This window comes from Kitasatospora arboriphila (assembly GCF_039528095.1).
Classification (GTDB): domain Bacteria; phylum Actinomycetota; class Actinomycetes; order Streptomycetales; family Streptomycetaceae; genus Kitasatospora; species Kitasatospora arboriphila.
In genome coordinates, this window is the sequence record NZ_BAAALD010000007.1 from 13,816 (window position 1) to 34,673 (window position 20,858).

Below are 20,858 nucleotides of genomic sequence, written 5' to 3' on the forward strand. Positions count from 1 at the left end.
CAGGGGCCGGTGAACGGGCGTCAGCGCGCGATCGGCGAGGGCCGTCCGTCCGAGGCCGGGTCGGGCAGGCCGGCGGCCTCGCGTGCGGCCTGCTCGACGCGGTCCCGGTGGCCCTTCCACCAGGCGTCGTCGCCCTCCGGGAGGTTGCCGTCCTGCGCCCGCAGCCCGCGGCCGCCGTCGACGAGTTCGCGGACGATGTCGGCGTGCCCGGCGTGGCGGTCGGTCTCGGCGATGGCGTGGACGAGGATGCGGTGCAGGGTCACTTCGGCGCGGCGGCCCCAGCCGACCCGGCCGGTCGCGTCGAGCGGCAGGGAGCGGATGGTCTCGTCGGAGTGCGCCCACACCCGGCGGTAGAGCCCGACGATCTCCTCGCGGGACTCCTGCGCGGTGGCCCACAGGTCGGCGTTCGGCTCGGCCCGGCCGGCGATCCACAGCGGCGCGGCCTCGAAGGGGCGCCCGAAGGTCTCACCGAAGTACACCGCCTCCGCGGCGGTCACGTGCTTGACCAGTCCGAGCAGGTTGGTGCCGGAGGGCGTGAGCGGGCGCCGGACGTCGTACTCCGACAGTCCGTCGAGCTTCCACAGCAGCGCGTCGCGCGCGTCCTGCAGGTAGAGGTGCAGGTCGGCCTTGGCATCGAATGCGGTCATGTCGACCAGTCTGCGAACGGCGTCCGCGACGTCCACGGAATTTCCGGCCGAGGCCCCCCTCAGGGGCGTGCCGGGAGCTGGGCGTGCCGGAAGCTTTGGGGGAGCCGGGGGCGCCGGGGGCGGCAAACCATTTTACGGGTGTAATACCTGTTACCCTTAACGGGTGGGTTCTGCAACTGTCACTCCTGGTCTCCGCCTCCGCAGCCTTCCGGTGCGGGAGGCGCTGCGGCTCGGGCGCCCGTCCGACCGGTGGTTCAAACCGGCGCTGAGCGTCGCCGCGGCCTCCGCCCTGCCCAACCTCGTGCTCTGCGCGCTGGGCCGCCTCGACCTGGTCGCCTACACCATGGCCGGATCGCTGTGCGCGCTCTACGGCCACGACCTGCCGTACGCGCGCCGCGCCACCACCCTCGCCCGGGTGGTGCTCGGCATGTTCGCGGGCGTCGCGGTCGCCCTGACGGCCGCCTCGCTCACCCACTCCGCGGTGGTGCTGATCGCCGTCGGAGCCGTCCTCGCCGCCGTGCAGAAGGCGGTGGCCGATGCGAGCGGGATCGGCCCGCCCGGCAACGTGATCTTCACCTTCGTCATGGCCGGTGCGCTGTTCGCCCCGCAGGAGATCGGCCGGGTTCCCGGCCACCTCGCCCTCACCCTGGCGGCCGGAGCCTTCGCCTGGCTGGTGGCGATGGCACCCGCCCTGCGCCGCGCCGACGGCCCCGAACGCCGCGCCACCGCCCGCGCCCTCGCCGCCGCCGCGGCCCACGCGGCCGCCCCGGGCCCGCAGACCCGCCACGCCGCCACCACCGCGCTCCGCGCCGCCCGACACTGCCTCCGCCTCGCCGGCGCCCCGACCGCGGACCGCCGGACCCTCCACCGGCTGCTCCGCCTGGCCGAGGCCACCCTTGCCGGTTCCGGTTCCAGTTCCGGGCCCGGTCCCGGCCACGGTTCAGGCCCCGGTTCCGGCCCCGGCGGGGGCTCCGCGAGCGAGCAGCTCCACGCCTGGGCCGCCGCCGTCCGCGCACACGGCCCGCTCCCCGTCCCGCCCGCCGTCCACGGCCTGCCGGAGACGGACCTGCCCGGCGCGGACCTGCCGGAGACGGACCTGCCCGATACGGACCTCCGCGACGCGGCACCGCAGGCCCGCGTGCCCCGCCCCCGCCTGCTGCGCAGCCTCGCCCCCGGTGCCGCGCACGCCCCCGCCGCACTGCGCACCCTGCTCGGCTGTGCCCTGGCCGGGTACGCCACGCTCCTGCTGGGCGTCGACCGGCCGTACTGGGCGATCGTCACCGCCGCCTCCATCCACCAGGCCAACATCGCGCTGACCTGGAACCGCACCCTGCAGCGCACCCTCGGCAACCTGCTCGGCGTCGCGGTCTTCGCCGCCGCCGTCCCGCTGATCCGGACCGGTCCCGTCGCCCTGGTGCTGTGCCTGCTCGTCCTCAACTTCGCCGCCGAAGCGCTGATCAGTCGCAACTACTGGCTCGGCACGGTCGCGGTCACCCCCATGGCGCTGCTGCTGGTGGAGTTCACCGGCGACCACCCGGCCGGCCGGCTGATCGGCGACCGCGTCCTCGACACCCTGATCGGCGCCGCCGTCGGCATCGCCGCCGCGCTCGCCGTCACCAACCACCGCACGACCGACCGGGTCCGGCACGCCCTGCACGCCACCGGCCGCGCCCGCGCCCACGCCGAACGGACCCTCGCCGACCCGGCCGCCGAGCCCGCGGCCGTGCACGCCGCCTCCCGCCGGCTCGCCCACAGCCTCGCCGACCTGCGCGACGCCCGGGACACCGCCGCCGGCGAATGGCGCCGCCGCACCCTGCCCGAGCAGGCGCTGCGCGCCGCCGAGGAGGCCGGACACCGTACCCTCGCGGGGACGGCCCAACGGCGGGGCGGCCTCCACCCCGCCCCGGAGAGCGGAGCGGCGTGAACCAGGACAGCGGTGCGAACGACGTCGTCGCGGCGGTGCGGCGGCAGTGGCGGGCCGTCCACCCGGACCTCGACACCGAGCCGATGGAACTCGTCGGCCGGATCAACCGCTGCGCCGCCCTGCTCCAGCAGGCCGAGGACGCCCCGCTGCGCTCCGCCGGGCTGACTCGCGGCGAGTTCGACCTGCTCGGCGCCGTCCGGCGCACCGACCGCGAACTCACCCCCGGCGAACTCGCCCGGGAGACCTTCGCCTCCGGTGCCGCCGTCACCAAACGGCTGCGCGCCCTCCAGGACCGCGGGCTGGTCGACCGCCGCACCGACACCCGGGACCGCCGGATCGGCTACATCCGGCTCACCGACGAGGGCCGTGCGCTCGTCGACCGGCTGCTGCCCCGGCAACTCGCCTACGAGCGGGCGCTCCTCGCCGGTCTGGACGAACCCACCCGCCGCCTCCTCGGCGCCGGCCTCGCCGACCTCCTCCTCCAACTCGAGGGCCGCCTCGGCACCTTGCGGGGCTGATCCGGGCGGCGCACCCCCGGGGACGGGCGGCGCACCCCGGGGACGGGCCGCGCCCGTGCCACGTCCCGCCGGCCGGCTCGGCAGAACCGGCCACCGGTGTCGGCCCCCTCCGCCATGCTGGAGCGCAGCAGCAGTAGGTGCCGCACACCACCGGGGGGACACATGCCTTTTCTCGAGGAACGGGAGCCCGGCCGTGCCGGGCACGCCTGGCTGGCGATCGCCGCCGCGACGCTCACGCTGGTCGGCCTCTACCTCTGGCCGTGGTGGTCGGACGGCACCACCTTCCTGGAGTACCGGGACGACCTCGGGCGGCGGGGTACCCACGGCGCGTGGTGGAACGCGGTCTGGCTCGGCTGGTTCCGGTTCGGCTTCGCACTGCAGACCGTCGCGGTGCTCGTGCTGCCGTTCGCCGTGGTCCGCCGGGACGGCTGGCACTGGCTCTCCGCCGCGGCGGTGCTCGGCGCCGGCTGGCAGCTCGTCGGGGTGCTCGGCAGCACGGTCTTCCACACCAGCCCGGCCCCGTTCCTCGGCCCGCTCGCGGGCCTCCTCGCCGCCGTCGCCTGGCTCGCCGGCCGTGCCCCGCGCCGCCGGACGAGCAGCGCGTGAGACCCGTCCGTGGGCGGCGACCGGCGGTGGGCGACGGTCAGCCCGACTCCCACCTGACCTCGCCGTCCTGTACATGGCCGGTGGGCGCGAGCCCGACGGCGGCGGCGACCGCGGCCGACGCCCGGTGCCCGGGGTGGACGTGGGCGACGAACCGCTCCACCCCGGCGGCCGTGAGCGCGGCGACCATGCCCCGCGCCGCCTCGGTCGCGATGCCGCGGCGCTGCCACCCGGTGCCGACCACCCAGGCGATCTCCGCGGTGCACCGGCCGTCGCCGTTGCCGTGGGTGGTCACTGTTGCCTGGACCGTCCCGGTGAGGCGGTCGGCCGCGTCCAGCCGGACCACCCAGTTCGCCCAGATCTGACCGGGATCGGGGGAGCCGGCGACCAGCCGCTCGTACCGGCTGCGGAGTTCGTCGGGGCGCAGCGGACGGCCGCCGGTGAAGGCGTGCAGCGCGGGGTCGTCCAGCACCTCCGCCATCTCCTCGGCGTGGGCGGCCTCCAGCGGCAGGAGGGTCAGCCGGGGCGTCCGGACGGTCCCGGGAACGGTGAACACCGCAGTACCTCCTGAACGTCCGTCAGAGATCGCCCGCGACCAGCGCGTGCAGGTGCTGGTCGTGCCAGCCGTCGGCATGGCGGAGGGCGCTGCGCATGGTGCCCTCGACGGTGTAGCCGGCCCTGTCGGCGACCCGGCAGGACGCCGGGTTGGCGGTGGAGTGGCACAGGGTCAGCCGGTGCAGGCCGAGTTCGTCCAGGGCCCACCGGCCGGCCCGGCGCACCGCCTCGACGACCAGACCGCCGCCGCGGGCGTGCGGCAGCACCCAGTAGACGATCTCGGCGCTGCCCGCCGCCAGGTCGACGTCGTTCCAGCCGACCAGGCCGAGGGCCTCGCCACCGGGGCGGGCCATCGCCCAGATCGCCGCCTCCTCGGCCTGCCAGCGCTGCTGCATGCGGGCGATCCTGCGGCGGGCGTCCTCCGCCGTGGGCACGGCGAGCAGGTTCCACTGCCGGATCGCCGCGTCCCGGCCCGCCGCGACCAGGGCACCGGCGTCCTCCGGGCGCCACGGCCGCAGTTCGAGCCCGGCGGAGACGGCCAGCACCGGCTGCGCCGCGGCGGCCATCCGGCCCTCGGGCACCACGGCGGGCACCATGGCGGGCACCACCGCGGGCACGGCGGGCAGGGGCGGGTCGGTGATCACCGACGCATCCTGCCACACCCGGTGCCGCGGCGCGGTGGGCTCAGGCCGGCACCAGGTCCTCGGGCGCGGCCTCCCACTCGATCCCGCCGCCCATCGGACGGACGAAGATCCGGCGGCGCAGCAGCCGCCCGGTCTCGGTGTCCCGCTCGACCAACTGGCCGGATATGGTGCCGCAGCGGCCGTCCCGCCGGTCGCGGACCGCCCGGCCCAGATGCGGGTGGGGCGGACTGCTCACCGAGACACCCATCGCCACGCGCACACCTCCGTCCGCCGCCGGCGCGACGCTGCGCCGGCGTTCGCGGCCGATCATCCCGGCCGCTCCGCGGACCGGCGCGGGCCTTCACGCGATGTCCGCAAGCCCTGCCGATCTCCCGCTCGGACCCCGACATGACGGAGCGTCACCGTGCCGGGTGAGGCCGCTGAACGGGACGGCACCCGCTCCGGCGGCCCGCGTGCCATGCTGGGGCGGCCGCGCAGCCGGCGGCGGGGAGCACGGCGGGGGGAGGACCCGGGTATGGTGCGCAAGACACGGAACGGATCGGCCGAGGCGGTGGCCGGACCGGCCGGCCGGCCGTGGTTCACGGCCAACGAACTGCTGGCGTTCCTACTGGAGTTGGCGGCCCTGGTACTGCTGGCGTGGTGGGGGTTCGCGGAGGGCGGAGGCACGGCGGGGCGGGTGCTGCTGGGCCTCGGGCTGCCCGCGGCGGCCGTGGTCCTGTGGGGCCTGTTCGCGGCACCCCGGGCCCGCTACCGGCCGGCCCTGCCCTGGGTGCTGCTGGTGAAGGCGCTGGTCCTCGGCGGCGGCGCGGCCGCCCTGTACGGCCTGGGCCACCCCACGGCGGCGTACGTCCTCGCGGGCGTGATCGTGCTGAACACCACCCTCGCCGAGACGTCCCGCCGCCGCTCCACCGGGACGCCGGAATGAGGTCCGTGAGGTCCGTCAGGAGGTGCTTCCGGTCGCCCAGTCGCGGAACAGCGTGAGGGCCTCGGCGAGGTTGGCGGGGCCGCACCTGACGTGGAAGGCCTTCTCGGAGGTCCAGGCCCACAGCCAGTCGTGCGTGCTGCGGTTGACGTCCTGACGGGCGAATTCGCAGTCCTCCAGGTCGGTCTCCTCCAGGTCGATGGTGACGGTCCAGCCGGGATTGTCGAGAGTGGCGATCTTCACGCCCCACTCGTGCTCCCAGTCCTCGTCGCACTGGTCGGCGTACCAGTTCTGCAGCCAGTCGAGGACCTGCGTCGAATCGCTCATGCTCGCAGATGCCAGTGCGACGGCTGCAGGGGTCCGTCCGCCTGCTCGACCGCGCGGTGCCGCGCGGGGGCGGCGCGCAGAGCGGGGTGGCGACGTGCCCGGCGGTGAACCGGGCACCCGCGGCCGGCGAGCCACCCGACGGGCTTCTGGCGGGCCCCGTCGGTGGCATCACGCGGAGCTCACGGGACGGTTCAGGACGCCGTGCGGCGTTGGCCGGAGCCCGCTCCGGGGGCTGTCCCCACCCCGCGTCCGGGGGTGTACGGGATGTCATGAGGCTGTCGTGCGGGAGAGTCTGAGGGAACGGCAGGTGTACGACCTACCGTTCCGATCCGACGGGAGCCCTCAGCCATGCCCCTGAGCACCTCGACCACCCGCTCGTCCGCCGCCCGGACGGCCACTGCGGCCCGCCGCCGTCTGCGCGGCGCCACCGCGCTCGCCGTGCTGCTCGCGGCCGCCGCAGCGGCGGCCCTCGCCCCGGCCGCTGCGGTCGGTGCTCCGGCGGCGGACGGCCTGCCCCGGGCGCGGCTGGTGCTGCCCGCGCCGAGCGGCCCGTACCCGGTCGGCACCGTGTCGCTGCACCTGGTGGACCCGGCCAGGCCCGAGCCGTGGACCGGGTCCGGCCCGCGCGAGGTGATGGTGACCGTCCGCTACCCGGCCCGGGACGCCGGGCACTACCCCACCGCCCCGCAGATGCCGGCCGCGGCGGCGGCCGTCTTCGAGACGATGTACCGCAACGGCGGCGGCCTGCCGATGGACCGGGTGGCCTGGGCACAGACCCGCACCCATGCGCACGAGGGCGCCCCCGCGGACCTCCGCGGCGGGCCGCGCCCGGTGGTGCTGTACTCGCCCGGCGGCGGTGACCCGGCCGCGTTCGGCACCACCCTGGGCGACGACCTCGCCTCCCGCGGGTACGTCGTGGTGACGGTCGACCACACCTACGAGGCGCCGGCCGTGGAGTTCCCCGGCGGCCGGGTGGCGGCGAGCCGGATGGACGCCGAGGTCGCCGCCGTCCAGGACCCGGACCCGGTGAAGGCGGAGGCGAAGCTCACCGCGCTGCTGCGCAAGCTCGTCGACGTCCGGGTCGCGGACACCCGTTTCGTGCTGGACCAGGTCGGCGCGCTCGCGGCCGGCCGCAACCCGGACGCCGAGCACCGGCGGTTGCCGCAGGGCCTCGGTGCGGTGCTCGACCCGGGCCGCATCGGCATGTTCGGCCAGTCGGCCGGCGGCTTCACCGCCCTGCAGACGATGCACGACGACCCGCGGATCGCGGCCGGCGAGAACCTGGACGGCGTGATCGGCTACGTCGGCGACGACCACGACCCGGCGCACCCGTCGACCGTCGCCACCGACGGCCTCGACCGGCCCTTCCTGCTGATGGGCAGCGAGGGCAACGACCACCGCACCAACCCGTCCTGGGGCGCGCTCTGGCAGCACAGCACCGGCTGGCACCGCGACCTCACCCTGACCGGCGCGGCGCACGGCAGCTACACCGACCTGGAGTCGATCGTGCCGCAGCTCGCCCGGCAGCTGGACCTGCCGCCCGGCACCGCCGCCGACCTGATCGGCACGGTCGACCCGGAGCGGGCCGTCGCCGCCGAGCGGGCCTGCACCGCGGCCTTCTTCGACCGGACCCTGCGCCACCGGGACGGCGGGCTGCTCGACCGCCCCACCGACCGGTTCCCCGAGCTGCGCCCGGTGGACTGACCCGCGCCCGGAGAAAACGCCCGCCGCCCGCTTCCTCGGGGTGCTAGCTTAAAACCTAGAGACCCTAGGAAAGGCGGTCGGGCGATGGTGCGTGCCGGACTCACGGCGGCGAAGCTCACCGAGGCGGCCGCGGAGATGGCCGACGAGGTCGGACTCGACCGCGTCACCGTCTCCGCGCTCGCCCGGCACTTCGGCGTCAAGGACGCCAGCCTCTACTCCCACATCAAGAACCTCCGGGAGCTGCGCGTCCGGATCGCCCTGCTCGGCGGCGCGGAGATGACCGACCGCATCGCCGCCGCCGTGGCCGGCCGGGCCGGCAAGGACGCCCTGGTCGCCTTCGCCGACGCCTACCGGCAGTACGCCCTCGCCCACCCCGGCCGCTACGCCGCCACCCAACTGCAGTTCACCCCCGAGGAGATCGCCGACTCGGCCGTCGTCCGCCGCAGCGCCGGCCTCACCTACGGCATGCTCCGCGCCTACGGCCTCGCCGAGCCCGACCTCACCGACGCCGGCCGGCTGCTGCGCGCCGCCTTCCACGGCTACATCCACCTCGAACTCAGCGGCGGCTTCGGCCACCCCCGCACCGTCCAGGAATCCTGGGACCGCTCGCTCGACGCACTCCACGTCCTGCTCGAGAACTGGCCCGCCCGACCCGACCGGAGCCCCCGATGACCACCGCCACCACCATCACCCGGACGGGCACCCTCGCCGTCCCCGGCGCCACCCTCCACCACGAAGTCCGCGGCAGCGGCCCCGTCCTGCTGCTCCTCCCGGGCGGCGCCGGCGACGCCGGAATGTACGCGGGCATGTACGCCGAACTCGCCGCCCGGTACACCGTCGTCACCTACGACCCGCGCGGCCTCTCCCGCAGCCCCCTCGACGGGCCGCTCACCGACCAGCGGGTGGACGTCTGGAGCGACGACGCCCGCCGCCTGATCGAGCACCTCTCGCCCGACGGCACGGCCGACGTACTCGGCTGCAGCTCGGGCGCGATCGTCGCCGTCGACCTGCTCGCCCGGCACCCCGGGCGGGTGCGCCGCGTCGTCGCCCACGAGCCGCCCCTGCTGGAGCTCCTCGACGACCCGGCCCCGCACAAGGCCCTCTTCGCCGAAGTCCGCGACACCTACCGGACGGAGGGCATCGCCGCCGCCATGGCCCGGTTCAGCGAGGGCCTGGGGGACGGGCAGCCCGACGCCGACTCCGACGCGGATCCCGACGCCGACGCCGACCGGGACTCCGGCCGGACACCGGAGGCCGTCGCCGAGCAGGCCACCGAACTGCCGCCCGAGATCCAGGAGATGGCGCCGCGGATGCACGCCAACCTGCCCGTCTTCCTCGACCGGATGCTCTACCCCTTCGCCACCACCCCGCCCGACCTGGCCGCCCTGCGCCCCGTCGCCGACAGGCTCGTCCCCGCCGCCGGACGCGACTCTCGCCACCAACTCCCGCTCCACGGCCCGGCCTCCCGCCTCGCCGCCCTCCTCCACCGCGACCTCGCCGAATTCCCCGGCGGCCACCTCGGCGCCGTCGAACACCCCGCCGCCTTCGCCCACCGGCTCCTCGGCCTCCTCGCCCCGGCAACCTGAGCCACGGCACCGCAAACCGCTGGCCGAGGTCGGCCCGCCCGAGGAAGGATGCCGGCATGCGCCGCACCCACGACGACCCCGAATCGGGAGCATCGGGTCGACTGTTGGGGGATATCGTCGGCGTCGGCGAGGGACGGCGATCACCGCGTCCGGCAAGAACGTGTCGACCGGCCGGGCCGTCCATCCTCATCTGTCCGGCCCACCGGCCGATCCGGATCCGCTCCGCTCGAAAGGTTCCACTTCATGCGCATGAAGAAACTGCTCACCGCCGGCGCGGCGGCGCTCGCCGTCACCGCCGGAACCCTTGTCGTGGCCTCCCCCGCGCAGGCCGTCGACTGCGACCACGTCTGGTACACCGACGAGTCGGACTCGATAGGCTCGGTCGACCAGGGCGGACGCCTGTGCTTCGCCGAGCACGGCGACTACGTCTTCCTGACCGACTACGACGCCGACGGCTACAGCGTCGTCCTCGACGTCTACATGGACGGCACCGGTCAGCTCCTGTACACGCTGAAGGCGTCGGGCGCCGGTGACGTACAGACCGCCAACGCCGGCGACGGCATTGCCTTCCACAACCTGCCCGAGGTGAACATCAGGTTCCGGATGTACCTGACCAAGTCCGGTTCGGGCCCGGTCGGCGAGGTCACGCACGTCGTGAACAACGACCACTGAACGGCGGGGGCGGCCGCCGTCAAGCCGGCCGCCCCGCATCGGCGCAGCCACAACGATCGGAGACCGGCGAGGGCGGCTCCGAGCACGGCGGCTTAGAACTCCTAACGAAATGTGGTGCGTGACCCTTCGATGGGTTGGCTCCGCTGCAGCGATGCCGGGGCGGCGTGGTCAGTTGAGGGTGGAAGGATCGGCCTGTGACGTGTGACGTGTGCGGGCATGAAATGCGACGAGTGCCGACGGCGGACTCGCGGGTGAAGGAGGCGTGGGTCTGCCCCTGGTGCTACGCGTGGACCGAGCTGGGTGCTCATCCGGGTTTGGTCGGCCGGTCGTGGTACGAGCCCGTGCACATGCGGTGGGAGCGCGCCGATGCCGCAGAACTTCCCACCGGCGTCTCCCATGCGTACGGCTACTTCGGCGCAACCTTGTGCGGCATACAGCAGGAGGGCGTGGTCACCTCGCCCTACCCGTGGTTCCCTGACTCGGACGACGCCTGCCCAGGCTGCAGGGAGGCAGCCATCGTGATCGACGGCCGCTGGCCTGTTGACGTGCGAGGCGAGAAGCGTGAGCGGCTACGTCCTACGCCTCCGGCTGGTGCCGACTGGCCGCCCTTCTAGGATGTCCGGTCGGCAGAGGTGAGCCGCCTCCAGCAGATCAGTGCGCATCCCAGGCTCAAGAACGCCTCGTGGATGTCGTCGCGGACCTCCCAACGGATCCGCAGCCGTCGGAAGTGGTGCAGGAGGGCGAACGCCCGCTCGACGACCCACCTCTGGGTGCCCAGGCCGGAGCCGTGCTCCGTGTTCCGGCGGGCGATCAACAGCCGGACACCGAGGCCCCACACCAGGCGGCGGTACTTGTCGTGGTCGTAGCCGCGGTCCGCGAGGACGACATCGGGGCGACGCCGCGGCCGGCCCTGCTTGCCGCGCACCGGCGGGACTGCCTCCAGCAGCGGGATCAGCTGGGTCACGTCGTTTCGGTTGCCGCCGGTCAGCGTGAAGGCAAGCGGGATGCCGTTCGCGTCGGTGATCAAGTGATGCTTGCTGCCCGACCTGCCCCGATCAACAGGGCTTCGTCCCGTCTTGGTGTCCCCTTTAGGGCTCTGACGTGCGAGGAGTCCACCGCTGCACGAGAGAAGTCCAGGACATCCGCGGCTCGGAGCTTGGCCAGCAGGGCTTCATGGAGTCCTTGCCACACACCGGCCTCCTGCCACTCGGCCAGCCGCCGCCAGCAGGTCATCCCCGAGCCGAACCCCAACTCCTGCGGCAGGTGTTCCCAGGAGATCCCGGTATGGAGAACGAACAGGATCCCCTGAAGCACTTTGCGGTCGTCCAGACGCTTCCGCCCGGGTGGCGGGAGCGACGTCGACTTTCGGAAGTAGCGGCTCGATCACCGCCCACAGCTCGTCGCCGACCTCCCACGGCTTCGGCCGCGCCACCCGGAACCCCCAGCTTGATCAATATGACGCCAAGTGAAATCCAACCACGCCGTTGATCATTTTGTTAGAGGTTCTTAGTGTTGCTCCGCATGACGCACACCGAGATAGAGATCACTGCCGCGCTGGTCCGGGAGCTGATCCGCGATCAGCACCCGGACCTCGCCGACCGCCCGGTCAGTCTCGGTGCGCGCGGCTGGGACAACCAGCTCTGGAGGCTCGGCGAGGACCTGGCCGTCCGACTGCCGTGGGCGACCGGGTCCGCGGACGGGCTGCTGCGCAAGGAGTACGCCTGGCTGCCAGGGCTCGCGCCGCAGCTGCCGCTGCCGACCCCCGTCCCGCAGCGATGGGGCGAGCCCTCGGAGCGGTTCCCGCGGCCGTGGCTCGTCACCACGTGGGTGCCGGGCACGCCCGCCGACCGCGCCCCCGTCACCCGGGCCGAGGACGCGGCCGATGCCCTGGCCGCCTTCCTGACGGCGCTGCACCGGCCGGCCCCCGCCGGGGCGCCCGCCGGTCGCGACCGCGGCGGTCCGCTCACCGACTACGTCGGCCACTTCGAGGGCGGCCTGGCCGAGACCGTCCGGCTCGGACTCGTCGAAGACCCCGACGCCGTTCGGGCCATCTGGGCGGACGCTCTTGCCGCACCTGCGTGGACGGGCCCGGCGCTGTGGCTCCACGGCGACCTGCACCCGGCCAACGTCCTCACCGCCGACGGCACCCTCTGCGGCGTGATCGACTTCGGTGACCTCTGCGCGGGCGACCCGGCCTGCGACCTCGCCTCGGCGTGGATCCTGTTGCCGGACGGCGCCCTCGACCGCTTCCACCGTGCCCACCGGCCGACCCCGGACGCCGCGACCCTGCGCCGCGCCCGCGGCTGGGCACTGCTGCGCGCCTTCGGCTGCCTGCTCATCGGCGAGGCGGGCCTGCGCGGCCGACCCGGCGGCAAGCCCACCTGGGGCCCGCCCGCGCACGCCGCCCTGCGCCGCCTCCTGGCCACGGCCCACCCGTGATCCCGCCGAAGGGGCCGGCCGGTGCCACGAGCACGGGCCCGTGGAACACCCACACGATCGAACTCGACGCCGGTGCCGACACCGTCACCAAGACCTTCCCGCCCGGCGACACCGTGCGGCACGTCCGTGAACGGCGGGCACTGGAACTGCTCGCCGCCCACGCGTCGGGGCTGGCTCCCACGCTGCTGCAGGCCGCCCCCGGCGCCCACGGACCGCGCATCGTGATGACCTGGCTCCCCGGCCGGCCGCTGCGCGGCGTGCCGCTGGACGGCCGGCAGACCAGGGCGCTCGCCGAAGCCGTCACCGAGCTGCACCACTGCGTGCCGGCCGGGCGGTTGGCGCAGGTGCCGCTCCGCCCCGGACGACCGCCGGAGCTGGTGGCCCGGATCCGCGCCTGGCGGCCGGGCTGCCGGTGCACGCGTCCCCCGCCGTGGCCGCGGCACTGCACGCCGGGCTGACCTGGCTCGACGCCTCGGACATCGCGGGGGAGTCGCAACCCGCCCGGGTGCCCGCGGTGTTCGGCCCCGGCGACGGCAATCTCGCGAACTACCTCTGGGACGGCACCCGGGTGCGGGTGGTCGACTTCGAGGAGTCGGGACGCAGCGACCGCGCCTACGAACTCGCCGAGATCACCGAGCACGTCTCGGCGTGGCTGGACGGCGGCCTGGACGTGCCCGCCTTCCTGGGCCACTTCGACCTCGCGCCGGCCGAGTCCGCCCGGCTCGTCGACTGCCGCCGGCTGCTCGCCCTGCTGTGGCTCTTCCTGCTGGCCATGGACCGCCCGGACCGTCCGCGCAACCCGCCCGGCACCGCCGACCACCAGGCCCGCCGCCTGCTGGCCCTGCTCGACGAGGGCTGACCGGGCCTGCCCGATTCCGACGGCGCGGGCCGACGGTGTCGCCGGGGTCCGGCGTCCGGGGACCTCAGCCGTCCGCCGACTCCCTGCGAGGACCTGCCCGATCGCGTTGCTCGCGGACCCGGCGACCTGCAGCCGTGAGTGCGCCGGGTCGACGACATCGGCGCCGCACCCGCCCCGCCGCCGCACCCGCCCCGCCGCCGCATCCGAACGTGCCCACCGCCCGCGCGGACCACCGGCCCGGAGCCGGTGTCACCCACTGGTCCGTGGACCGGCAGGTCGGACCGGTGTCAGGTGGCCGGCACCGCACGGAGCCGGGCGGCCTCCGTCCGGACCCGCCTGGGGGCGGCAGGAGCGGTGAGCGTGTCGAGGGCCGACAGGTCGGCTCGGATGCCGGAGGCGGTGGCGCATTCCGCGGCCGTGGTCAGCAGGTCCCCGGTGCGGCGGCGGGCCGGTGCGGCGGCGGGCTTCGCGATCAGTTCAGCGAGGACGGGCCACACCGCCGGGCCCGCGACGCTGCCGGCCGCGCCGGTGAGCACGGGCAGGAACCGGTTCGGTTTGGCGACCGTGAGTTCCCAGAGCCCGGCGAGCCGCTCGCCGAGGTCCCGCCCCCGCAGGGTTCCGCGCGCGGCCATGGTCAGCAGCGCGTCCAGGGCGGCCGTGCGGTGGTCCGCGCGGGCGGCCGTCAGCCCGTACGCGAGGGCGAGGTGGCAGACCGGGCCCGGGATGCCGGGGGCCTCGGCGAGGAGGGGCAGCACCGGGTTCGCCCCGCGCGGTCCGTCGCCGTCCACCGCCTGGACGGCGAGGGACGGGACGGTGTGGGCCGCCGCGGACTCCGGGTGCCAGGGCGTCTGGGCGGGCAACTGCGCGAGCCAGGCCGGGCTGCCCGCCCAGTGCCCGCCCCGGGCGAACAACGCGGACTCACCGTGATCGGGTACCCCGGACAGCAGTACGGCGGGCCGGTCGGCCGGTGCCACGGCCGCCAGGTCCGGTCCCGGACGGCCGCACGGGACGATCCGCGGAGTGACCGGCGGCTGCCAGCCGTACGGCCCCGTCCGCTCGGGCATGTCCGGGCGTTGGACGTGGAAGCCCTCCGGCACCTCCAGGGCCAGGGTGGGCAGTACGGCGCCGAGCCCGCGGGCCCGGTCGGCGGCCGTGGCCACCGCGTCAGGCGGCAGCCGCAGCAGCGCCTGGGCGAGGTCGACGGGCCACGGGACGGTTCCGGCCGCCCGGCAGGCATCCATCCGTTCCGCGAGCACGGCCGGGTCGAGCGCACCGTCGGCACCGGTCGGCGTCGCCAGCAGGAACGGCACCGGGCCGCCGGAGCCGCTCTGGTCGGCCCGCTGGGCGGCGAGGTGGGACACGGCCTCGAACACCCGCAGTGCCGAGAGCACGGGAGCGGTACGGAGGTGCGTCGGGAGGGCGCACAGTTCCGCGGCGTAACCGTCGGGGTCGTGGCCGTGATCGCCCCCGGCCAGGATGTCGAGCAGGCAACCCAGGGCCGCCTGGCTGCTGCGCAGTTCGCCCGGGCGCAGCCGGCCGCGGCCGCGTCGGGCGGCGAGCGGGGCGAGTGCCTCGGCGAGCGCCGGTGCGTCGCGGTGGTGCTCCGCGACGGCGGCGGCGAGGACCGCCTCGAACTCGACGGGCTCCGGGCTGTGATCGGCCAGCAGGGCGGCCAGCCGCTCGGCGAGCTCGTGCGGCCCGGACACGGCCGGCGGCATCGGGCGGGCCGGTGCGGGCCCGGGGGCGGCCGACGGCAGCGGTTCGGCACCGGCCCAGGGGGCGGTGTCCGCGTCGGCCGTGGCGTCGTCCGTGCCGAGCAGGCGGCGGGCGTCCACCGCCTGCACCGGCCCGAGCCCTTGGGCCGCGGTGCGGAGGGCGCGGACGGTGTCGGGCCCCGCCTGCGCGAGGTGGCGGGTTGCAAGCCGCAGGGCCTTGTCCTGGACCTCGGTGGCCGGGTGGGCGAATCCGGCGGCCACCGCCGGAAGCAGGGCGTCGATCTGCGCCGGGTGGCGTCGCAGCACGGCGCCGGCCCAGGTCAGTTGGGCGGTGGCCAGGGTCTTCTCGGGGCGGCCGAGGACGGCCTCGGTGAGCTCGGCGAAGGTGTCGGCAGGGAGCCGGTCGTCGAGGGTACGGAGGGCCGCCTGGGCGGCCCTGGCGGCGGTGGGCGCTCCGTCGGCTGCCAGCCGGAGGTAGTCGCGGGAGCGGGCGAGGACCTCGTCCGGGTCCGGTGCGAGTGCGTCGTGCAGGTGGAGGAATCCGCGCAGGTTGCCCGGCCGGTCGCCGCGGAGCAGCTTGCCGAGGCAGTGGTCGAGCAGTTCGGCGCGGTCGAGAACGCCCTCGGCGGCCAGCGCGGTGAGGGCCTCGGGCCACACGTTCCCGGGTCCGGACCGGGCGGCATGCGGATCGGCGAACTCGCCTCCGACGTCCGGGACTTCGAACAGCCGGCGGACGAACTCGGCCAGCCGGGGCTGGGCGCGCAGCCAGGAGAGCAGGGTGTCGTGGTGCGGCACCGGTTCGCGCAGGCCCTGGTCGGCGAACCACTCGGCGATCTCGCGGTGGTGGTGCCGCATCAGGCCGCCCTCGCGAAGCCACCCGGTGACGTAGCCGTCGGTGGCCGGCACCTCCGCCCCGGACCAGACGGTGAGGCCGTGCGCCACCAGCCAGCGGGGACCGTCCCCGCGCGCCGGCAGCCACTCGGCGAGGCGGACGGCGAGCTCACGCTGCCACGCGGTGCTGCGGTGGGGCTCGAGCAGGACGCGGAGCAGCGCGTGGTGGTCCGCGTTGGTGGAGCCGCCGTCGGCCAGCGGCCAGGTGGCGTCCCGCAGGCGGCGGTCCGTGAGCCAGCCGAGGGCCTCGACCGGCGTGCGGGCGGCGGACAGGCCGGCTGCCCGGAGTGCCGCCAGCTGTCCGTGAGCGGGAAAGGAGCGGTTCGCCTCGGCGGACACCGCGTCGCGGAGCAGTTCGGAACGCAGCCGCCGCAACGGCGCACGGAGATGGTCCAACCGGTCCGCGGGCACCCCGGACAGGCGCTCGATCACCGCGCCCGGCAACCGGGCCGCGATCAGGGCCCGCACCTCGTCCCATCCGATCACCGTGGCCGCGCCGTCGTTCACTGCTCCCGCCCTTCCCGCACCGCCGTGGTGCCGGCAGGAACCGTAGCGGGGGGCGGCGACAACGGACCGGCCCGCACACCTGCCCGGACGCGGCCGGGGCACGAGGCACGGGCGAAGACCGCCGGAACACAGGGGGAACCGGGTTCCGCCGCGGTCCTCGTCCGACTCCACCGACCGGCGATCGACAGCGGCCGTGATGCTCCCGCTTCCGATCAGAGGAGCACGGGTACGGCGGAACAGCCGCGAACACCTCGACCGTGAAGAGCACGGCACCTGCGTCACGACACGTGGTCGGATCGACTACCCGGCACCTTCCCGGCCGGACAGCTCGTCGAGGGCCAGGGCGGCGGCGCCGACCAGCCCCGCGTCGGTGCCGAGGTGGGCGGGCAGGACGGTGAGCCCGGCGGCGAACGGCAGGGCGGCGTAGGTGTGCAGGTGGCGGCGGAGCGGGTCGAAGAGGACGTCCCCGGCCCTCGCGACGCCGCCGCCGATCACGGCCGCCTCGATCTCCACCAGGGTGGCGGTCGCGGCGATGCCGGCGGCCAGCGCCCGGGCGGCGCGGTCGAAGGAGGCGAGCGCGATCGGGTCGCCGGCCCGGGCGGCCTCGGCGACGGCGGACGCGGAGGTGTCGGTCCCCGTCGGCCGCCAGCCGTCCCGGACGGCGCGGGCGGCGATCGCGGTGCCGCTGGCCAGGATCTCGAGGCAGCCGCGCGAGCCGCACGGGCAGGGGTCACCGTCCAGGTCGACGCTGATGTGGCCGAGGTGACCGGCGTTGCCGGTCCGCCCGTGGTGGACACTGCCGCCCAGGACGAGCCCGGCGCCGACGCCGGTGGAGACGACCAGGCAGAGCGCGTCGGCGTACGGGCGGGCGGCGCCGTAACGGTGTTCGGCCGCCGTCATCGCCACCGCGTCGCCGCCGAGCACCACCGGCAGCCCCCGGACGGCCGGGTGCGCGCCCGCCTCGGCGACGATCGGGAAGCCGCGCCAGGCGGCGATGTTGACCGGGCTGACGGTGCCCGCGGAGGTGTCGACCGGGCCGGCGCTGCCGATGCCGAGGGACCGCACCCCGCCCCACAGCGGGTGCGCGGAGAGCTCGTCGAGGACGCGGTGGACGGCGCCGAGGACGGTGCCCGCGTCCTCGCGGGCCGGGGTGGGCCGCTGAACCTGGTGCAGCAGCCGGCCGAAGGGGTCGACGAGTCCGCCGGCGATCTTCGTCCCGCCGATGTCGAGGGCGGCGACGAGGCCGGGGGCGTCGGTTCCGGGTGCGGCCTGGCCGGCCGTCCTGGCGCTGCTCATGGTGGTGCTCCGGGGCAGGTGCGGTGGTACGGGGGTCGATTCTGGCCGAGCCTGACAACGTTGTCCAGCGCCGTCGGGGTCCGTATGCTGCGTGGTCATGAACAGCCGACCTGCCGCCAGGCCCACCATGAAGGACGTCGCGGCCGCGGCGGGCGTCGGACTGAAGACCGTCTCCCGGGTCGTCAACGAGGAGTCCGGCGTCAGCCCCGCGATGGCGGCCCGGGTGCGGGCGGCGATCGCCGAACTCGGCTTCCGCCGCAACGACAGCGCCCGGCTGCTGCGCACCGGCTCCACCGCCAGCGTCGGCCTGGTGCTGGAGGACATCGGCGACCCGTTCTCCTCGACGCTCTCCCGCGGGGTGGAGGCCGTCGCACGCGAGCACGGCTGTCTGCTGTTCGCCGGTTCCAGCGCCGAGGACCCGGACCGCGAACGGGAGTTGGCCCTGGCCCTGTGCGCCCGCCGGGTGGACGGGCTGCTGGTGGTGCCCGCGGGCGGCGACCACGGCTACCTGCTGCCCGAAACCGCCTCCGGTCTCGCGGTGGTCTTCCTGGACCGACCCGGCGCCGGGATCGAGGCCGACGCGGTGCTCAGCGACAACGCCGGCGGTGCCCCCGCGGGCACCGCCCACCTGATCGCGCACGGGCACCGCCGGATCGGCTTCGTCGGGGACCTGCCGCACATCCACACCTGCGCGGAGCGGCTGCGCGGCTACCGCGAGGCGATGGGGACGGCCGGACTGCCGGTCGACGAACGGTGGATCGCGACCGGCCCGACCGACCCCGCGACGGTCGGCCGGGCCGTGCGGCGCCTGCTGACCGACGGGCCGGACGGGCGGGCCGAGCCGGTCACCGCACTCTTCACCGCGAACAACCGGGTCACCCTCGCCGCCCTCCAGGCCCTCGCCGGGCTGCCCGCCCGGCCCGCCGTGGTCGGCTTCGACGACCTCGAACTCGCCGCCCTGCTCAGCCCCGGCCTCACCGTGGTCGCGCAGGACCCGGAGACGCTCGGCCGGACGGCCGCCCGCCTGCTCTTCGACCGGCTCGGCCGGGACACCTCCCCACCGCGACGCGTCGAACTGCCCACCCGACTGATCGTCCGCGGCTCGGGCGAGCTCCCGCCCGCCTGACCGGGGGACCACCGGCCGAAGGACCACGACCCCGACCGGACCGGCCCGGCGGCCGGGTACCCGCGGACAATCCGGTGGCCCGTGGGCGGCCCGGCCTGCTTGGATGCGGGCCATGAGCACCGATCTGCCCACCGGTTACGAGCTGTCCACCGACCCCGAGCGCCTGGACCGGGCGCTGGTCCACCGATGGCTGTCGGAGGACGCCTACTGGGCGCTCGGCCGTCCGCGGGAGAAGCAGGAACGGGCGATCGACGGCTCGCTCAACTTCGGTGTGTACGAGAGTGCTTCGGGTGCCCAGGTGGGCTACGCCCGGGTGGTGACGGACGGCGCCACCTTCGGCTGGCTCTGCGACGTCTACGTCGCCCCGGACGCGCGCGGCCGGGGCCTCGGCACCGCCCTGACCGCCGCCGTCCGCGACCACGTGGCCCCGTTCGGGCTGCGCCGCATCATGCTGGCCACCGCCGACGCCCACGAGGTGTACGCCAAGGTGGGTTTCGCGCCCCTCGACGACCCCGGCAAGTGGATGGCCCTCGGCGCGCAGTGAGCCCGCCGGCCCACCGCCAGAGGTCCGGGAGCTCGGCAGCTCAGCTGCCGTCGGCGTCCTCGGCGGCCAGCCGGTCCAGTTCGCCGGCGATGGCGGCGCGGAGCGGGTCGTGCTGCGGGCCGAGGGCGGCGTCCGCACCCGTCCAGCTCTCCTCGGGGTGGAGCCAGACCGGCATCCGGACGAGGTCGGCCGGCTCCCACTCGTACCGCGGCCAGACGTGGGCGTGCAGGTAGCCGTCGGTGTTGCCGAGGATCTCCAGGTTCACCCGGCGGAAGGCGGGGTCGAGGCGGCGGCAGGCCAGTTCGACGGCCTCGCCGAGCCGCTCCATGTCGGAGAGGAAGGCGATCCGCCGCCCGCGCGGCAGCTCCGACAGCCGCTGCACGCCCGGCTCGTCCGTCAGGAGCAGCGAGTACCCCGGCAGGAACTGCACGTCCCCGATCACCGCGAAGCCCGCCCCGAGGCGCCGCAGCACCGAGGGGTTCTCGCCGCGCAGGGCGCTGCCGATCCGGTCCGAACGCCAGTCCTCAGTCATCCCCCGACCCTATCTCGCCGTGATCACCGGGCGGCGGCCGGTACCGCTCAGGCCTGACGGGTCGGCAGCACCACCAGGTGGCGGAGGTTCACGTGCCGCGGGCGGCTGACGGTGAATCCGATCACGTCGGCGATCTCCTCGGCGGAGAGCGGCCCGATCGCGTCGAACATCGCGCCGAGCTGGCCGTCGAGACCCAGCGAGGGGTTGTCGATGTGCGCGCCGAGCTCGGTGTCGGTCAGGCCGGGCTCCACGGTGGAGACCCGGACGTCGCGCGGGCCGAACTCGCTGCGCAGCGAGGTCGCCAGGTGGGTGAGCGCCGCCTTGGTGGCGCTGTAGACGGCGTAGTTGGGGAAGGAGACGTGGGAGGCGATCGAGGAGACGGCCACCAGGTCCGCGGTGCGGCCCCCGGCGGCGGTGGCCACCAGGTCGCCGGTGAAGGCGCGGACCACCCGCAGCACACCGGTGACATTGGTGTCGATCATCCGGGTCCACTCGTCGATCCGGCCGTCGTCCACCGGATTGGGCAGCATCACGCCGGCGGCGGCGACCAGCAGGTCGACCCGGCCGAGTTCGGCCGCGACCCGCTCGGCGGCCCCGTCCACCGACCGCTGGTCGGTGACGTCGGCCGGCACGGCGAGCGCCCGGCCGCCGGCGGCCCCGATCTCCGCGGCCAGCTCCTTCAGCCGGTCCTCGCGGCGGGAGAGCAGCGCCACCGCGGCGCCGTTCGCGGCGAGCAGCTTCGCGGTGGCGGCGCCCATGCCGCTCGCGGCACCGGTGACGACGGCGACACGGCCGGAGAGGGAGGAGTAGGACATGGTGGGCTCCTGGGAGGGGATCAGCGGCGGTC

22 protein-coding genes and 1 pseudogene are annotated in these 20,858 nt (G+C 75.3%); 13 read left to right on the top strand and 10 right to left on the bottom strand.

What is annotated here, in order from left to right; translation table 11 throughout:
- Positions 1-20 precede the first annotated feature (20 nt).
- Positions 21-647: a DinB family protein gene (locus ABD353_RS05700; protein ID WP_344622363.1), complete on the bottom strand. Its 627-nt coding sequence runs from the start codon at positions 645-647 to the stop codon at positions 21-23.
- Between the two features lie 163 nt (positions 648-810).
- Here ABD353_RS05700 and ABD353_RS05705 point away from each other — a divergent pair, with 163 nt between their 5' ends.
- The 3 genes from ABD353_RS05705 (at position 811) to ABD353_RS05715 (ending at position 3,695) form a co-directional block, all read left to right on the top strand.
- Positions 811-2,571, top strand: coding sequence for an FUSC family protein (locus ABD353_RS05705; RefSeq protein WP_344622364.1), 1,761 nt, complete (start codon positions 811-813; stop codon positions 2,569-2,571).
- Positions 2,568-3,089, top strand: coding sequence for a MarR family winged helix-turn-helix transcriptional regulator (locus tag ABD353_RS05710; RefSeq protein WP_344622365.1), 522 nt, complete (start codon positions 2,568-2,570; stop codon positions 3,087-3,089). Before ABD353_RS05705 ends, ABD353_RS05710 begins: the two co-directional genes overlap by 4 nt.
- 162 nt (positions 3,090-3,251) lie before the next feature.
- Positions 3,252-3,695 (top strand): hypothetical protein, encoded by a 444-nt coding sequence (locus ABD353_RS05715; RefSeq protein ID WP_344622366.1) that lies wholly within the window; start codon positions 3,252-3,254, stop codon positions 3,693-3,695.
- Positions 3,696-3,732: 37 nt separating this feature from the next.
- Here the strand turns inward: ABD353_RS05715 and ABD353_RS05720 are convergent, their stop codons facing one another.
- From ABD353_RS05720 to ABD353_RS05730, 3 genes are all read right to left on the bottom strand, one after another.
- The gene (locus ABD353_RS05720; RefSeq protein ID WP_344622367.1) at positions 3,733-4,248 is read right to left on the bottom strand and encodes a GNAT family N-acetyltransferase; all 516 of its coding nucleotides are present in this window, start codon (positions 4,246-4,248) and stop codon (positions 3,733-3,735) included.
- A 22-nt stretch (positions 4,249-4,270) separates the two neighbouring features.
- The gene (locus ABD353_RS05725) at positions 4,271-4,813 is read right to left on the bottom strand and encodes a GNAT family N-acetyltransferase (RefSeq protein WP_425555084.1); all 543 of its coding nucleotides are present in this window, start codon (positions 4,811-4,813) and stop codon (positions 4,271-4,273) included.
- Between the two features lie 118 nt (positions 4,814-4,931).
- Entirely contained in the window at positions 4,932-5,126 is a 195-nt protein-coding gene (locus ABD353_RS05730) for a hypothetical protein (protein WP_344622368.1), read from the bottom strand.
- A 279-nt stretch (positions 5,127-5,405) separates the two neighbouring features.
- On the opposite strand from ABD353_RS05730, the gene ABD353_RS05735 reads away from it, so the two are divergent.
- Positions 5,406-5,816 (top strand): YrdB family protein, encoded by a 411-nt coding sequence (locus ABD353_RS05735; RefSeq protein ID WP_344622369.1) that lies wholly within the window; start codon positions 5,406-5,408, stop codon positions 5,814-5,816.
- Between the two features lie 15 nt (positions 5,817-5,831).
- Here the strand turns inward: ABD353_RS05735 and ABD353_RS05740 are convergent, their stop codons facing one another.
- Positions 5,832-6,140, bottom strand: coding sequence for an immunity 53 family protein (locus ABD353_RS05740; protein ID WP_344622370.1), 309 nt, complete (start codon positions 6,138-6,140; stop codon positions 5,832-5,834).
- Positions 6,141-6,488: 348 nt separating this feature from the next.
- Between ABD353_RS05740 and ABD353_RS05745 the strand changes: the two genes are divergently transcribed.
- The 4 genes from ABD353_RS05745 to ABD353_RS05760 all read left to right on the top strand — a co-directional run bounded on the left by ABD353_RS05745 (position 6,489) and on the right by ABD353_RS05760 (position 10,102).
- Positions 6,489-7,844, top strand: a complete 1,356-nt coding sequence (locus ABD353_RS05745) for an alpha/beta hydrolase family protein (protein ID WP_344622371.1) — start codon at positions 6,489-6,491, stop codon at positions 7,842-7,844.
- Between the two features lie 84 nt (positions 7,845-7,928).
- A complete protein-coding gene (locus tag ABD353_RS05750; RefSeq protein WP_344622372.1) occupies positions 7,929-8,516 on the top strand; it encodes a TetR/AcrR family transcriptional regulator in 588 nt (195 codons plus the stop codon).
- On the top strand, positions 8,513-9,430 hold the full coding sequence (locus ABD353_RS05755; RefSeq protein WP_344622373.1) for an alpha/beta fold hydrolase: 918 nt from the start codon (positions 8,513-8,515) through the stop codon (positions 9,428-9,430). Before ABD353_RS05750 ends, ABD353_RS05755 begins: the two co-directional genes overlap by 4 nt.
- A gap of 243 nt (positions 9,431-9,673) precedes the next feature.
- Positions 9,674-10,102 carry a hypothetical protein gene (locus ABD353_RS05760; protein WP_344622374.1) on the top strand — a complete coding sequence of 143 codons (429 nt, stop codon included), beginning with the start codon at positions 9,674-9,676 and terminating at the stop codon, positions 10,100-10,102.
- A 610-nt stretch (positions 10,103-10,712) separates the two neighbouring features.
- Here the strand turns inward: ABD353_RS05760 and ABD353_RS05765 are convergent.
- Positions 10,713-11,534: pseudogene (locus ABD353_RS05765) on the bottom strand (IS5 family transposase).
- Between the two features lie 89 nt (positions 11,535-11,623).
- Between ABD353_RS05765 and ABD353_RS05770 the strand changes: the two are divergent.
- The 3 genes from ABD353_RS05770 to ABD353_RS05780 are packed head-to-tail and all read left to right on the top strand — an operon-like array spanning position 11,624 to position 13,400.
- A complete protein-coding gene (locus ABD353_RS05770; RefSeq protein ID WP_344622375.1) occupies positions 11,624-12,541 on the top strand; it encodes an aminoglycoside phosphotransferase family protein in 918 nt (305 codons plus the stop codon).
- Positions 12,538-12,999 (top strand): phosphotransferase, encoded by a 462-nt coding sequence (locus tag ABD353_RS05775; RefSeq protein ID WP_344622376.1) that lies wholly within the window; start codon positions 12,538-12,540, stop codon positions 12,997-12,999. The genes ABD353_RS05770 and ABD353_RS05775 overlap by 4 nt, the downstream gene beginning before the upstream one ends.
- Entirely contained in the window at positions 12,972-13,400 is a 429-nt protein-coding gene (locus tag ABD353_RS05780; protein WP_344622377.1) for a phosphotransferase, read from the top strand. The genes ABD353_RS05775 and ABD353_RS05780 overlap by 28 nt, the downstream gene beginning before the upstream one ends.
- A gap of 287 nt (positions 13,401-13,687) precedes the next feature.
- Here the strand turns inward: ABD353_RS05780 and ABD353_RS05785 are convergent, their stop codons facing one another.
- Positions 13,688-16,513, bottom strand: coding sequence for a hypothetical protein (locus ABD353_RS05785; protein WP_344622378.1), 2,826 nt, complete (start codon positions 16,511-16,513; stop codon positions 13,688-13,690).
- 300 nt (positions 16,514-16,813) lie between these two features.
- On the bottom strand, positions 16,814-17,809 hold the full coding sequence (locus tag ABD353_RS05790) for an ROK family protein (protein ID WP_344622379.1): 996 nt from the start codon (positions 17,807-17,809) through the stop codon (positions 16,814-16,816).
- Positions 17,810-17,906: 97 nt separating this feature from the next.
- Between ABD353_RS05790 and ABD353_RS05795 the strand changes: the two genes are divergently transcribed.
- Together ABD353_RS05795 and ABD353_RS05800 are read left to right on the top strand one after the other, a co-directional pair.
- Positions 17,907-18,935 (top strand): LacI family DNA-binding transcriptional regulator, encoded by a 1,029-nt coding sequence (locus ABD353_RS05795; protein WP_344622380.1) that lies wholly within the window; start codon positions 17,907-17,909, stop codon positions 18,933-18,935.
- A 112-nt stretch (positions 18,936-19,047) separates the two neighbouring features.
- Positions 19,048-19,479: a GNAT family N-acetyltransferase gene (locus tag ABD353_RS05800; protein WP_344622381.1), complete on the top strand. Its 432-nt coding sequence runs from the start codon at positions 19,048-19,050 to the stop codon at positions 19,477-19,479.
- A gap of 40 nt (positions 19,480-19,519) precedes the next feature.
- Here the strand turns inward: ABD353_RS05800 and ABD353_RS05805 are convergent, their stop codons facing one another.
- Both ABD353_RS05805 and ABD353_RS05810 read right to left on the bottom strand, forming a co-directional pair.
- A complete protein-coding gene (locus tag ABD353_RS05805; RefSeq protein WP_344622382.1) occupies positions 19,520-20,011 on the bottom strand; it encodes an HIT family protein in 492 nt (163 codons plus the stop codon).
- 47 nt (positions 20,012-20,058) lie between these two features.
- Positions 20,059-20,826, bottom strand: a complete 768-nt coding sequence (locus ABD353_RS05810; protein WP_344622383.1) for an SDR family oxidoreductase — start codon at positions 20,824-20,826, stop codon at positions 20,059-20,061.
- Positions 20,827-20,858 lie beyond the last annotated feature (32 nt).

Bases quoted from the DNA above. Each gene is read 5' to 3' on its own strand.
- ABD353_RS05700 (WP_344622363.1), bottom strand. From the start codon at position 647: ATGACCGCATTCGATGCCAAGGCCGACCTGCACCTCTACCTGCAGGAC.
- ABD353_RS05740 (WP_344622370.1), bottom strand. From the start codon at position 6,140: ATGAGCGATTCGACGCAGGTCCTCGACTGGCTGCAGAACTGGTACGCC.
- ABD353_RS05725 (WP_425555084.1), bottom strand. From the start codon at position 4,813: ATGGCCGCCGCGGCGCAGCCGGTGCTGGCCGTCTCCGCCGGGCTCGAA.
- ABD353_RS05770 (WP_344622375.1), top strand. From the start codon at position 11,624: ATGACGCACACCGAGATAGAGATCACTGCCGCGCTGGTCCGGGAGCTG.
- ABD353_RS05790 (WP_344622379.1), bottom strand. From the start codon at position 17,809: ATGAGCAGCGCCAGGACGGCCGGCCAGGCCGCACCCGGAACCGACGCC.
- ABD353_RS05795 (WP_344622380.1), top strand. From the start codon at position 17,907: ATGAACAGCCGACCTGCCGCCAGGCCCACCATGAAGGACGTCGCGGCC.
- ABD353_RS05715 (WP_344622366.1), top strand. From the start codon at position 3,252: ATGCCTTTTCTCGAGGAACGGGAGCCCGGCCGTGCCGGGCACGCCTGG.
- ABD353_RS05755 (WP_344622373.1), top strand. From the start codon at position 8,513: ATGACCACCGCCACCACCATCACCCGGACGGGCACCCTCGCCGTCCCC.
- ABD353_RS05800 (WP_344622381.1), top strand. From the start codon at position 19,048: ATGAGCACCGATCTGCCCACCGGTTACGAGCTGTCCACCGACCCCGAG.
- ABD353_RS05735 (WP_344622369.1), top strand. From the start codon at position 5,406: ATGGTGCGCAAGACACGGAACGGATCGGCCGAGGCGGTGGCCGGACCG.
- ABD353_RS05805 (WP_344622382.1), bottom strand. From the start codon at position 20,011: ATGACTGAGGACTGGCGTTCGGACCGGATCGGCAGCGCCCTGCGCGGC.
- ABD353_RS05760 (WP_344622374.1), top strand. From the start codon at position 9,674: ATGCGCATGAAGAAACTGCTCACCGCCGGCGCGGCGGCGCTCGCCGTC.
- ABD353_RS05810 (WP_344622383.1), bottom strand. From the start codon at position 20,826: ATGTCCTACTCCTCCCTCTCCGGCCGTGTCGCCGTCGTCACCGGTGCC.
- ABD353_RS05745 (WP_344622371.1), top strand. From the start codon at position 6,489: ATGCCCCTGAGCACCTCGACCACCCGCTCGTCCGCCGCCCGGACGGCC.
- ABD353_RS05750 (WP_344622372.1), top strand. From the start codon at position 7,929: ATGGTGCGTGCCGGACTCACGGCGGCGAAGCTCACCGAGGCGGCCGCG.